Consider the following 12,923-nt stretch of genomic DNA (forward strand, 5'->3'; position numbering starts at 1 on the left):
GCGCCCAGCGGGTCTGCATGCCAGCGCTCTTGCCCGCTGCGCCCTGCTCCGCTGGTGCATAAAAAAACGCATCCAGAAGGGATGCGTTCGGGCTGGCGCAGCGCTCAGCAGCGCATGGCCTTACTGCACCGGATCACCATGCATCGGCAGACCGGTGCGGTCCCGGCTGCTGACCAGCGCCACGAGGCCGATGATTGCCGCGCCGATCAGGTAGTAGGCGGGCACGACCGGGTTGCCGGTCTGGGCAATCAGCCAGGAGTTGATCATCGGCGCGGTGCCGGCAAACATCGCCACGGCCACGTTGTAGCTCAGCGCCATGCCCTTGAAGCGCACGCTGGTGTGGAACATCGAAGGAATGATCGAGTAGATGCTGCCCAGCAGCATGGCCAGACAGAAGTTCAGCACCATCAAGGACGAGATCTTGGCGGCGGTGCTGCCTTCGAGCAGCAGGTGAAAGCAAGGCACGGCCAGTACCGCAATCGCCAGGCTCGCAGCGATCATCATCGTCTTGCGGCTGAATTTGTCGGCCAGCAGGCCCATGATGGGGATCATCACCACCAAAAAGAGCTGCGGGCCCAGCGAGAGCTTGAGGCCGGTGGCCACATCGACATGCAGGGCGCTGACAAAGTAGGTCGGAATATAGGTGACGACGGTGAACAAGGTGACATTGGTCACGATGATGATGCCGGCCGACTGGAACAGCTCCTTCTTGTGGGTGGCGAACAGCACCTTCCAGCTCGCCTGGGCCAGTGCGTCATGCTGCTGCTTCATGGCCATGAAGGTGGGGGTCTCTTCCAGGTACTTGCGGATGTAGAGGCCAATAGCGCCCAGCGGCAGCGCAATCAGAAACGGAATGCGCCAGGCCCAGTCCAGGATCTGGTCGGCGCTGAAAAACACCGTCAGGATGGCCGAGACCGAGGCGCCGAAGAAAAAGCCCGCCATGCAGCCCACCTCCACCCAGCTGGTGAGCAAGGTACGGTTGCGGTCGCGGCAGTACTCGGCCACAAAGATGGCCGCGCCACTGGCCTCGCCCCCGGCCGACAGCCCCTGCATCAGGCGCAGCACGATCAGCAGCAGCGGCGCGGCAATGCCGATGCTCGCATAGCCGGGCAGCACGCCGATCAAAAAGGTGGAGATCGCCATCATGATGATGGTGATGGTCAGCACCCGCTTTCTGCCGTACTTGTCGCCCAGCGAGCCAAAGAAGATGCCGCCAATGGGGCGGGCAAAAAAGGCAATCGCAAAGGCCGCCCAGGAGGCGGTGATCTGCATGGTGGGCGAGCTGGTGGCAAAGAACACCTTGCCCAGCACTGCTGCCAGGTAGCCGTAGACCGAGAACTCGAACCACTCGACAAAGCTGCCCACCACCGAGGCCAGCACCACGCGGTTGAGCTCCTTGGACTGCACCGCGCGCGGCGCCACCGCCGCTTGGGGGGACGACCAGTCCGAAAGGCTTGCACTTGGGGCGGCAAAGCCATCTGCCATGGGATTGTGTGTGCGCATCGAGCTACCTTGAAGTCCTGCAGTGAGAGAAAAAGTGGGGAACGGGCCAGCGGCTGGGCCGCTGGCCATCGTCATGCGATCAGACCGGCGTCAGCCGCTTGGCATGGGCGTAGTCCGCCTCTGCCTGCTCGGCGCTGATGTAACCGTAGTCCACATCGCGCTGCACCAAGGCTGGCGGGCGCTGGGCCGCATCGCCGTTGCCGCCGCCGCCGGGCAAGTCCAGAATCAAACGGCGCCCGGCCGGGATCTGCTGCTTGCCCTTGCCGCGCAAGGCGGTGCCGTCGTCCAGCGACACCTTGCCCAGCGCGCCGCTTTGGCCGCCGTTGTGGCCGCGCGCTGCAAAATGCACGCGGTCGAACATGGCGTTCAGGTCAAACTCAAAGCCTTCTGCCGAGCCCACCTCGATGCGCTGGCCCAGGCCGCCCCGCCAGCGGCCGGCACCCCCCGAGTTGGGGCGCAGCTCCTTGCGCCAGATGATGATGGGGCCGATGCTCTCGGTCACCTCGACCGACATGGCCTGCACGCCGCTGGGGAAGGCGGTGGCGCTCAGGCCATCGCTCGAGGGGCGCGCGCCGGTGCCGCCGGTGTTGAACATCAGGATCTCGTGCTGCTGGTTGCGCGTCGCCTGGGTGATGCCCTTGAAGCGCATCTGCAGGTTCCACAGCGAGCTGGCCCCTTCGGCCGGAATCTCACCCTGGCATATGGGCTGCAACGCGCCCAGCACCACATCGGGGATCAGATGGCCGATGACATGGCGCACCGAGACCGGGCGCGGGCGGTGGGCATTGAGGATGCAGTCCTCCGGCGCGCTGATCTCAAAGGGCTCCAGCGAGCCCCAGTTGTTGGGGATCTCCGGCGCAATCGCGCATTTGAGCGCGTAGGAGGCATAGGCCTTGGTGTAGGTCAGCGGCACATTGATGCCGTAGCGGCTGGGGTCCGAGGTGCCGGCAAAGTCGGCGCGCAGCTTGTCGGCCGCAATCGCCACCGCCACCACCAGCTCGATGGGCTTTTCATAGCCATCGACGGTCATCGCATAGCGCTGGGTGCCATCGGGCAAGGCGGCGATGCGCTCGCGGGTGGCGCGCTGGCTGTTGGCAAAGATAAAGCCGGCCAGGTCTTCCAGGTCATGGAGCTCGAACTCGTCGAGCATGCCCTTCAAGCGGCGCATGCCGGTGGCATTGCAGACGGCCAGCGAATGGAAGTCGCCAATCACCTGGTCGCGCTCACGCACGTTGTTGCGCAGGATCTCGATCAGGTCCTCATTGAGTGCGCCGGCGCGAAAGAACTTCATCGGCGGAATGCACAGGCCCTCCTCGTAGACATCGCTGCCATCGGGGCCAAAGCCGCGCCCGCCGATGTCCACCACATGGGCGGTGGCGGCAAAGTAGCCGATATGGTCGCTGTAGCCATCGCGGCCATAGAAGACGGGGGTGACGACGGTGATGTCGTGCAGGTGGCCGGTGCCCAGCCAGGGGTCGTTGGTCACCAGCACATCGCCATCTTGCAAGGTGCTGCGCTCAAAGCGCTTGGCGAAATGCGCGACCGACTCGGCCATCGAGTTCACATGGCCGGGGGTGCCGGTCACGGCCTGGGCCATCATGCGGCCCTGCTTGTCGAACACGCCGGCCGACAAATCGCCCGCCTCCCGCACGCTGGTACAAAAGGCGGTGCGGATCAAGGTGACCGCCTGCTCTTCGACCACCGAGATAAGGCGGTTCCACATGATTTGGTAATGAACGTCTGTATTGTTTGCCATGATCACACTCCGCTGTCCATGCGCTCGACCAGCATGCAGTCATCTGCCTGCAGCACCACCTTGAAGCCCGGGCTCACATAGGTCGAGGTTTCCTTCTCCACAATCACCACCGGGCCGGGCACGGCCTGGCCCCGGGGCAGGCCCAGGCGCTCATAGATATCGCAGGCATAGAACTGGCCCTGTTTGCCGTCAAACACCTCGCGGCGGTCCAGCACCGTGCCGGCACCCTTTTGGGGCGTGCCGCCCTGCTGCAGTTCGGCCTTGGCCGGCGGCAAGGTCTTGGAACGCAAGGACAGTGCCCAACTCACCACCTCGATATCGAGCCCGTCGATCGCGTGGCCAAACAAGGCCACATAGTTCTGCACAAAGGCCGCGTTGAGCGCGGGCACGCTGTCCGGCCCAAAGTGCTGCACAGGCACCGACACAGGGATCTCCCAGCCCTGGCCGCAGTAGCGCATAAAGGCACGCAGCTCCTTGACGGTCTCGCCGTCGTAGCCGGTGTCTTGCAAAAAGGCGCTCACCTCGACCTCCATCTCGCGCAGCATGGCATTGACGGCTTCGCCATCGAACTGGCTCATGCGCATCACCGAGCTGCGCAGCGACTCATAGGCAAAGGGGGCGCGCAAAAAGCCGATGGCCGAGCCCACGCCGGCGCCCGTCGGGATCAGCAGGCGATGGATGCCCAGCTTTTCACAGAGCCGCACCGCATGCAACGGCGCTGCGCCACCGTAGGCGATCATCGTGTAGGCCTCCAGGTCCTGGCCGGACTCCACGGCATGCATGCGCGCGGCATTGGCCATGTTCTCGTCCACCACTTCGGCCACGGCGTAGGCCGCACGCACCGCGTCCAGGCCTTGCGCCTGGCCGACATGGGTGGCCATGGCGTCTTGCGCGGCAGGCATGTTCAGCCGCATGCTGCCGCCGGCAAAGCGTGCCGGGTCCAGCTTGTGCAGCAGCAAGTCGGCATCGGTCACCGTGGGGCGCGTGCCGCCCCGGCCGTAGCTGGCCGGGCCGGGCTCGGAGCCCGCGCTCTCCGGCCCCACACGCACCTGGCGCATGTCGTCCACATGGGCGATGGAGCCACCACCCGCGCCGATCTCGATCATCTCGATGACGGGGATGGAGATCGGCATGCCGCTACCCTTTTTGAAGCGGTAGCTGCGCGCCACTTCAAACACGCGCGCCGTCTTGGGCACATGCTGGTCGATGAGGCAGATCTTGGCGGTGGTGCCGCCCATGTCAAAAGACACCACCTTGTCCTGGTCGTACTTGGCCGCAAAATCGCTGGCGTAGATGGCGCCACCGGCCGGGCCGGATTCGAGCAGGCGCACCGGGAACTCGGCCGCATTGGCCAGCGACATCAGCCCACCGCCCGAGTGGATCAGGTAGAGCGGGCAGTGCATGCCCTCTTCCACCAAGGCCTGGGCCAGGCGCTGCAGGTAGGAGGACATCAGCGGCTTCACATAGGCATTGGCGCAGACGGTGTTGAAGCGCTCGAACTCGCGGATCTGCGGCGAGACCTCGCTGGAGATGGACACCGACAGCTGGGGCAGCGCCTCTACAATCAGCGCGCGCACCCGCTTTTCATGGACCGGGTTCTTGTAGCTGTGCATCAGGCCCACGGCCACGCTGTCGTACGCACCCTCGCGCAGCTGGGCAATCACGTCCTGCACCTCTGCCTCATCGAGCGGCTGCAGCTCCTGGCCCTTGGCATCGAGCCGGCCTTGCACGGTATAGCGGTGGTTGCGGGCAATCAGCGGCGCGGGCAGCTGGATGGCCAGGTCGTACTGCTCAAAACGGCCCTCGTTGCGCATCTCGATCACATCGCGAAAACCTTCGCTGGTGATGAAGGCGGTCCTGGCGCCGCGCCGCTCAATCAGCGAGTTGGTGGCCAGGGTCGTGCCGTGGATCACCGTGCCGATCTGCGCTGGCGCAATGCCTGCCTGGGCTGCCGCCTGTTTGAGGCCGGTGACGATGGCGCGCTCGGGTTTTTCATAGTCCGTCAGGACCTTCTCGCTGAACAGGACGCCGTCGACCTCGAGCGCGATATCTGTGAAAGTGCCGCCGATGTCTGCCCCGGCGCGTATGACTTGGCTTGTTGCCATCTGGTATCTCCGAATCATGCAAGCTGTGTGGATCAGAAGCTCTGACCTGGCAGCGATGATCAAGTGATCGCCCAGTCGGCGCAAACAAGAAATTCGAGGGCGGGCACAAGCTGTGCTTCGCGGGTAAAAACCATTACGCGCTAACCCGGTGGCGCTGCGCGGCGACAGTGCAAAAATTCGTTGATTTTGGTGGCCCATGCACCAGCACTGCCCAGTGCTGCACCATGCGGCGGCGGCTTGCACCCATCAGGGCGGACAGGTGCTGTAAAACCGCCAAGAGATGCTTGTGTAAAGCTTGGAAGGACAGCAAAAAATGCGAGGCTAAAGGCGCGATGGATCGCCTTCAGGCACCGGATTCAGCCACAAAAAAAGCCCCAAGCAAAGCTTGGGGCCTGTGCACAGAGCGGCAGCAAATTACAAATCCAGGGCCAGCTGGCTCTTGTCATCGGCGCTGGTTTCCACTTGCCGCAGGCTGCATTCCACCTTGATGGGGGTCTTGACCACGCAGCAGCAGGGAACCACCTCATTGGGCCCGACAAAGGCCAGCGGCTCCTGGGTGTAGACGACTTCGCCTTCCACCAAGGTGAGGCGGCAGCTGCCGCAATAGCCACCACGGCACTGGTACTCCACATCGTGGCCCGTGCGCTCCAGCGCTTCGAGCAGGGTCTCCCCTGGCAGCACGCGTATGAGGGTGTCCGTGGTGCTGACGGTGGTCACAACTCGATTCCGCTCAGGTCATCGAGCGAGACTTCGGCGTTGATCTGGCCCACCAGGTAGGAGCTCAGCTCCACCTCTTGCGGGGCCACCTGCACGGTGTCGGACGACAGCCAGGTGTTGATCCAGGGGATCGGGTTGCTCTTGGCGTTGTCAAACGCGGGCTTGAGCCCGATCGCGGCCATGCGGATATTGGTGATGTACTCCACATACTGGCTCAGGATGTCCTTGTTGAGGCCAATCATCGAGCCGTCGCGGAACAGGTACTCGGCCCACTGCTTTTCCTGCATCGCCGCCGTCTTGAACATCTCAAAGCATTCCTGCTCGGTCTCCTTGGCGATCTTGGCAAAGTCCTGATCGTCCTGGCCCGAGCGCATGATGTTGAGCAAGTGCTGGGTACCGGTCAGGTGCAGCGCTTCATCACGGGCAATCAGGCGGATGATCTTGGCATTGCCCTCCATCAGCTTGCGCTCGGCAAACGCGAAGGAGCAGGCAAAGCTCACATAAAAGCGGATGGCCTCCAGAATGTTCACATTCATCAGGCACAGGTACATCTTCTTCTTGAGCTGGTACACATCGATCTGGTGCACCACGCCATTGATCGTGTGGCTGCCTGCGCCCAGCTGGGCGTGCAGCATCGCATCACGGATCAGGTCATCATAGTAGGACGAGATATCGCCCGCACGCAGCTTGATGCTCTCGTTGCGCATGATGTCGTCAAAGATCACCGAAGGATCGTTGACGATGTTGCGCAGGATGTGCGTGTAGGAGCGCGAGTGGATGGTCTCGGAGAACGCCCAGGTCTCGATCCAGGTCTCCAGCTCGGGCAGCGACACCAATGGCAGGAAGGCCATGTTGGGGCTGCGGCCCTGGATGGAGTCCAAGAGCGTCTGGTACTTCAGGTTGCTGATGAAGATGTGTTTTTCATGGTCGGGCAGGTTCTGGTAGTCAATCCGGTCCTGCGTGATGTCCACTTCCTCAGGGCGCCAGAAAAACGAGAGCTGCTTTTCGATCAGCTTCTCGAAGATCGGGTACTTCTGCTGGTCGTAGCGGGCGACATTGACCGAATTGCCAAAGAACATCGGTTCCTTGAGCTGGTCATTGTCGACCTTGGAGAAGGTGCTGTATGCCATCGCCTTCTCTCCGCTTAGATCTTGCAGGCGCCGCTGGCGCAGTCGTCTTCTGCCGCTGCGCCCTGCATGTCTTCGGCACCGTCACGGGTGTTGTGGTAGTACAGGGTCTTGACACCAAACTTGTAGGCCTGCAGCAGGTCCTTGAGCAGTTGCTGCATCGGCACCTTGCCATCGGCAAAGCGCTGGGGGTCGTAGTTGGTGTTGGCCGAGATGGACTGGTCGACGAACTTCTGCATCAGGCCTACGAGCTTCAAGTAGCCATCGTTGTTGGGCATTTGCCAGAGCAGCTCGTACTGGCCCTTCAGGCGATCGATCTCCGGCACCACCTGGCGCAGGATGCCGTCCTTGGACTGCTTGACCGAGACAAAGCCGCGTGGAGGCTCGATGCCATTGGTCGCGTTGGCGATCTGGCTGGAGGTCTCGGATGGCATCAGCGCCGTCAAGGTCGAGTTGCGCAGGCCGTGGGTCTTGATCTCGGCGCGCAGGGTTTCCCAGTCGAGGTGCAGGGGCTCATCGGTCAGCGCGTCGATGTCCTTCTTGTAGGTGTCGATCGGCAGGATGCCCGCTGCGTAGTTGGTCTCGGCAAAAGCGGTGCAAGGGCCGAACTCGCGCGACAGCTGCACCGAGGCCTTGAGCAGGTAGTACTGGATGGCTTCGAAGGTGCGGTGGGTCAGGCCATTGGCCGAACCGTCGGAGTAGCGCACGCCGTTCTTGGCCAGGTAGTAGGCGTAGTTGATCACGCCCACGCCCAGCGAGCGGCGCTTTTCGGTCGCAATGCGGGCAGCGGCAACCGGGTAGTCCTGGTAGTCCAGCAGCGCATCGAGTGCGCGCACGATCAGGTCGGCCAGCTCTTCGAGCTCGTCGGTCGATTCGAGCGCGCCCAGGTTGAAGGCGGACAAGGTGCACAGCGCAATTTCGCCGTTCTCGTCCTTGATGTCTTCGAGCGGGCTGGTGGGCAGCAGGATTTCCATGCACAGGTTCGACTGGCGCACGGGAGCCACGGCCGGGTTGAACGGGCTGTGGGTGTTGCAATGGTCCACGTTCTGGATGTAGATACGGCCGGTGCTGGCGCGCTCTTGCATCATCAGCGAGAACAGCTCCACCGCTGGCAGGGTGCGCTTGCGGATGGATTCGTCGGCCTCGTACTTGACGTACAGCTCTTCGAACTTGTTCTGGTCGGCAAAGAAGGCCTCGTACAGACCGGGCACATCATGGGGCGAGAACAGGCTGATGCTCTGGCCCTTGATCAGGCGCTGGTAGAGCATGCGGTTGATCTGGATACCGTAGTCCAGATGGCGGATGCGGTTTTCCTCGACGCCACGGTTGTTCTTGAGCACCAGCAGCGACTCGGCTTCCAGGTGCCACAGCGGGTAGAACAAGGTGGCGGCACCACCGCGCACGCCACCTTGTGAACAAGACTTGACGGCCGACTGGAACATCTTGAAGAAAGGCAGGCAGCCGGTGTGCTGCGCCTCGCCGCCACGGATCTCGCTGCCCAGCGCGCGGATGCGGCCACCGTTGATACCGATACCGGCGCGCTGCGAGACGTACTTCACAATCGCGCTGGTGGTGGCGTTGATGCTGTCGAGGCTGTCATCACACTCGATCAGCACGCAGGAGCTGAACTGGCGCAGCGGTGTGCGCACGCCCGACATGATGGGCGTGGGTAGCGAAATCTTGAAGCGCGAGACGGCGTCATAGAAGCGCTTGATGTACTGCAGACGGCGGTCGGCCGGGTACTTGGCAAACAGGCTCATCGCCACCAGCACGTAGAGGATCTGCGGGCTTTCGTAGATGCGCTTGGTCACCCGGTTTTGCACCAGGTACTTGCCTTCGAGCTGCTTGACGGCTGCGTAGGAGAAGTCCATATCGCGCCAGTGGTCGATGAAAGCATTGATCTCGTCGTACTCTTCGCGGCTGTAGTCGGCCAGCAGGTGCGGGTCGTACTTCTTGAGCTCGGTGAGCTTTTGCACATGGTCGTACAGGTGCGGCGGCTCGAACTGGCCAAAGGCGATCTTGCGCAGGTGGAAGATCGCCAGGCGCGCTGCCACGTACTGGTAGTCGGGTGCGTCTTCGGAGATCAGGTCGGCCGCAGACTTGATGATGGTTTCATGGATCGCATCGGTGCGGATGCCGTCATAAAACTGGATATGCGACTGCAGCTCGATCTGTGAGACCGACACATTGCTCAGGCCTTTGGCCGCCCAGTCAATCACCCGGTGGATTTTGTCGAGGTCGATAGGCTCAACGCGACCGTCACGCTTGGTGACTCTCATAGTGCTTGTCTGGTTCATTTGCGATGTTTCTAATGGGATAAAAAACGCAGGACCACGGGCGCAAGACGCGGCAGTCCCGCGCCAAAACGCGCCAGGCATGGCTGGCGCGTTTTGGCTGGCGCGAGACCAGCATCAATAAACCTGTGGGGGAAGCGGTGGACACTACATATGGTGTCTATGGGCTTGAGTGTACGCTACCTGTAGCGTTCTTGGCAGCAGAAAATCAGGCCCGATTTCTGCTAGGCACTGGCTGTTTCAGCGAAGAATGCAGCAAAATCAACGCGCAGGGAGCTGGTAAATATATGTATCCGGGTGGGCACATTCCCGGTGATGAAGAGGGGCATCATTCCCCCATGTTGATGGCGATCACCATCTGGTTGATTGCCTGGCCCATCAAGCCATGGACCAAGCTGAATGGCGGGCGGTACTTCGCCCTTTTGCAGCACCGCCCAAACGAAAAACCTGCTGCACTTGCGTGCAACAGGTTTCGATAAGGATGGTCGGAGCGGTGGGATTCGAACTCACGACCCTCTGCTCCCAAAGCAGATGCGCTACCAGGCTGCGCTACGCTCCGACTAAGCCGCTATTGTATATCGAGCCGGAACCACTTCCGGCGAAAAATGATTACTTTGACAACTTTTCATCTGCCGGGGCGGTTGGCGAGACCGCCGCCCTGCCCGCTGCGCAGCAAAAACGGGAGGGCCGCGCCAAGCGCCGTGCATGAAGCAGAATGTGAAAGATGGTTGCCGGCACTCCATCAGAATAAACCGCGCCATATCGCAAATTGCCAAGCATTGCCAAAACAAAAAACCTGCTGCATTTGCATGCAACAGGTTTTTAAATGGAATGGTCGGAGCGGCGGGATTCGAACTCGCGACCCTCTGCTCCCAAAGCAGATGCGCTACCAGGCTGCGCTACGCTCCGACTAAGCCGTTATTGTAACCAGGGTTTGGGCAGCTGCATTTCGTATTTGACGATTTTTTTACAGCGGCCTCCACCCATGCGGTTAGCGTTGTTGGGTCGGTGCCGGGCCGCGGCCAGGCAGGTGACGGAAAGTGATGCGGCCCTTGCTCAGATCGTAGGGCGACATCTCCAGCGACACCTTGTCACCGGCCAGAATGCGAATGTGGTGCTTGCGCATTTTGCCGCCTGTGTAAGCGATCAGCTCGTGGCCGTTGTCCAGCTTCACGCGAAAGCGCGAATCGGGCAGCACTTCGGTCACGGAGCCTTGCATCTCAATCAGTTCTTCTTTAGCCATATAAGTCGACGAATCCTTGTCTAGTGGTGCATGTGCGAAACCGGTTCGCCATGCTGTTCTCAGTGCCACCAACAAGCGGTGGCTCTCTCCATGGTTCGGGAGGGCCTTGCCAACTCTCGCCACCCAAGGGGCAAGGGCCTGCAAGGCAACCAAGCGGATATCTGCCAGCCCGACAACGGGGCGCAACAGCCAGCATCCCACACAATATTGACGGCGCAGCTGCCAGGGCAGCCAGCGCCTCCAAGCTATAAAAGCTTGCAAAGCTCTCTATTGTACTATGTTGCTGCCAATTCCGCTGTAGCTTGTCTCGTATAAACGCCGCCGGTGATCCGCAGGCCCGCATGGCTGTGCTGGCAGCAGCAGCGCCGGCGCATCGTTTAGCATGGCGCATGCATGCGCGGCTGGCTCCAGGCCGTGCCACCCGATGGCTCCCCCCCTTCACCGACAAACACCATGAACGCTGCATCCCCCCGCTACTGGCTGATGAAAAACGAGCCGGACGAATATGCGATCGACCATGCGCTCAGCGCCCCTGATGCCACCATTGCCTGGGATGGAGTGCGCAATTACCAGGCGCGCAACTTCATGCGCGATGACATGCAGGTGGGTGACGGTGTGCTGTACTGGCATTCGAGCTGCGCCGAGCCCGGTATTTACGGCATCGCCCGCATTGCAGGCCGGCTGCGGCCCGATACCAGCCAGTTTGACCCGCAGTCCAAATACTATGACCCCAAGTCCAAGCCGGAGGCCCCGCGCTGGTTGATGCTGGATGTGCAAGCCCTGCGCAAGATCAAGCCCATCTCGGTGGCTGCACTGCGCCAGTACCCCGAGCTGCAAGACATGCGCGTGCTGCAAAAAGGCAATCGCTTGTCGATCACGCCGGTGGATGAGGTGCATTGGCGCTTTATCATGGACCTGGTCAAGGCACAGGGCTAACGACGGCTGAAGGCGGCAGGACGGCCGCCCTGCCCCCGTTGGCGGCAAGCGCTGTTGCATAATACAAAACCCGTGAGCTGCCCATGCAATAAGCACCGGCAGCTATTTTTTTGATATCACTTCTGCGCCCAGGAATCCCCATGGCTTTTGCTGACAACCTCCAGTCCCTGCCCTCCATCGACCATATCGCCGAGCTGCAACTGATCGCTGCCGATGGCCAGGTGGCGGCCACCATTCCCAATGCACCGGGCAAAGCCGGTTCGGTCAAGGTCTACAACGCGCTGGCAGCCAAGCATGGCGGCATCAATGTGGCAGCGGCCGAAGAAGGCCTCACGATCTTTGCCGAGCACACGGACGACGCCAAGGCCCGCCCCGGCGCGCACCCCAATATCGACCGCCTGCTGGAGGTGATCACCTCCGGCAAGGGCTATACCGTCAAGATCGTCTCGGCCTGAGGCACCTGGGCCGCTTGCAGCGCCGGCGCAGCTGCTGACTGGGCGGCATAGGCGGCCACAAAGCGCTGCAGCATCTGCTCGGGCACGGGCGTGTCGCTCAGCTGCTCCAGCATCGCCGCCGGGTCAAAACCCTCAGATTGCAGCACTTGCGCGCGCAGCTCGATGCAGGCGGCAGCCACCGCCGGACTGAACTCCGGATGGAACTGGGTGGACACCGCATGGGGCCCATAGCGCACGATCTGGTGCGGATCATGGGCCGAGCGGGCCAGCACCCGGGCGCCGGGCGGCAGCTCCAGCACCGTCTGCATATGGGTCAGGTTGGCTTTGAAGTGCGGGCCAGAGCCGGCGAGCAAGGCCTCGTGCTCTGCGCCGGGCAGCAGCGCAATATCCAGGCAACCCATCTCGCGGCCTTGCGGGTGGTAATCCACCCGGCCACCCAGCGCATGGGCCATCAGCTGGTGGCCGTAACAAATGCCAAAGAGCGGCATCTCCCACGCCATCGCCTCCCGTATCCATTGGGCGGTCGCCTCGCTCCAGGGCAGCAGGTCCGTCACCATCGCCCAGGAGCCGGTGATGATCGCAGCACTGTGTGCATCATGCGGCGGCAAGGGTTCGCCCTCGAACACCCGCACCACCTTGAAGGCAGGTCCGGCAGCGAGAACGGCGGAGAACCACAGCGGCAAATCGCCGACCTGGGCACGGATGTCGTCGGGCGGTGTGCCGACCTGGATGAGCAGCAGAGTTTTTTCAGACACGGGTGAAGGCAAAAAGAATGGCTGGCCCATGC

At 62.0% G+C, this 12,923-nt stretch carries 11 protein-coding genes and 2 tRNA genes; 3 read left to right on the plus strand and 10 right to left on the minus strand.

Annotation, left to right across the window (positions count from 1 at the left end; genetic code table 11):
* Window positions 1–120: 120 nt before the first annotated feature.
* From WH367_RS07830 to nrdA, 6 genes are all read right to left on the minus strand, one after another.
* Window positions 121–1,503 carry an MFS transporter gene (locus WH367_RS07830; RefSeq protein WP_339535299.1) on the minus strand — a complete coding sequence of 461 codons (1,383 nt, stop codon included), beginning with the start codon at window positions 1,501–1,503 and terminating at the stop codon, window positions 121–123.
* A 79-nt stretch (window positions 1,504–1,582) separates the two neighbouring features.
* Complete coding sequence (locus WH367_RS07835) at window positions 1,583–3,259, minus strand: hydantoinase B/oxoprolinase family protein (RefSeq protein WP_339535300.1); 1,677 nt, start codon at window positions 3,257–3,259, stop codon at window positions 1,583–1,585.
* 2 nt (window positions 3,260–3,261) lie between these two features.
* Window positions 3,262–5,364: a hydantoinase/oxoprolinase family protein gene (locus tag WH367_RS07840; protein WP_339535302.1), complete on the minus strand. Its 2,103-nt coding sequence runs from the start codon at window positions 5,362–5,364 to the stop codon at window positions 3,262–3,264.
* 414 nt (window positions 5,365–5,778) lie between these two features.
* A complete protein-coding gene (gene yfaE, locus WH367_RS07845; RefSeq protein WP_312988550.1) occupies window positions 5,779–6,081 on the minus strand; it encodes a class I ribonucleotide reductase maintenance protein YfaE in 303 nt (100 codons plus the stop codon).
* Window positions 6,078–7,211, minus strand: coding sequence for a class Ia ribonucleoside-diphosphate reductase subunit beta (nrdB, locus tag WH367_RS07850; RefSeq protein WP_339535304.1), 1,134 nt, complete (start codon window positions 7,209–7,211; stop codon window positions 6,078–6,080). Before nrdB ends, yfaE begins: the two co-directional genes overlap by 4 nt.
* A gap of 14 nt (window positions 7,212–7,225) precedes the next feature.
* Entirely contained in the window at window positions 7,226–9,487 is a 2,262-nt protein-coding gene (gene nrdA, locus WH367_RS07855; protein WP_445228087.1) for a class 1a ribonucleoside-diphosphate reductase subunit alpha, read from the minus strand.
* A 209-nt stretch (window positions 9,488–9,696) separates the two neighbouring features.
* Here nrdA and WH367_RS07860 point away from each other — a divergent pair, with 209 nt between their 5' ends.
* Window positions 9,697–9,981, plus strand: coding sequence for a hypothetical protein (locus WH367_RS07860; RefSeq protein ID WP_339535307.1), 285 nt, complete (start codon window positions 9,697–9,699; stop codon window positions 9,979–9,981).
* A gap of 3 nt (window positions 9,982–9,984) precedes the next feature.
* Here the strand turns inward: WH367_RS07860 and WH367_RS07865 are convergent.
* From WH367_RS07865 to infA, 3 genes are all read right to left on the minus strand, one after another.
* A tRNA-Pro gene (locus WH367_RS07865) sits at window positions 9,985–10,061 on the minus strand.
* Between the two features lie 273 nt (window positions 10,062–10,334).
* Window positions 10,335–10,411: transfer RNA gene (locus WH367_RS07870), tRNA-Pro, on the minus strand.
* Between the two features lie 82 nt (window positions 10,412–10,493).
* The gene (gene infA, locus WH367_RS07875) at window positions 10,494–10,745 is read right to left on the minus strand and encodes a translation initiation factor IF-1 (protein WP_021028051.1); all 252 of its coding nucleotides are present in this window, start codon (window positions 10,743–10,745) and stop codon (window positions 10,494–10,496) included.
* Window positions 10,746–11,198: 453 nt separating this feature from the next.
* On the opposite strand from infA, the gene WH367_RS07880 reads away from it, so the two are divergent.
* Window positions 11,199–11,681 carry an EVE domain-containing protein gene (locus WH367_RS07880; protein ID WP_339535308.1) on the plus strand — a complete coding sequence of 161 codons (483 nt, stop codon included), beginning with the start codon at window positions 11,199–11,201 and terminating at the stop codon, window positions 11,679–11,681.
* Window positions 11,682–11,821: 140 nt separating this feature from the next.
* On the plus strand, window positions 11,822–12,136 hold the full coding sequence (locus WH367_RS07885) for a DUF2322 family protein (protein WP_339535309.1): 315 nt from the start codon (window positions 11,822–11,824) through the stop codon (window positions 12,134–12,136).
* On the opposite strand, the gene WH367_RS07890 is transcribed toward WH367_RS07885, so the two are convergent.
* Window positions 12,109–12,891 (minus strand): glutamine amidotransferase, encoded by a 783-nt coding sequence (locus WH367_RS07890; protein ID WP_339535310.1) that lies wholly within the window; start codon window positions 12,889–12,891, stop codon window positions 12,109–12,111. The two genes, WH367_RS07885 and WH367_RS07890, sit on opposite strands and share 28 nt — an antisense overlap.
* Window positions 12,892–12,923 lie beyond the last annotated feature (32 nt).

Source organism: Comamonas sp. MYb21 (assembly GCF_037479395.1).
Taxonomy (GTDB): domain Bacteria; phylum Pseudomonadota; class Gammaproteobacteria; order Burkholderiales; family Burkholderiaceae_C; genus Comamonas.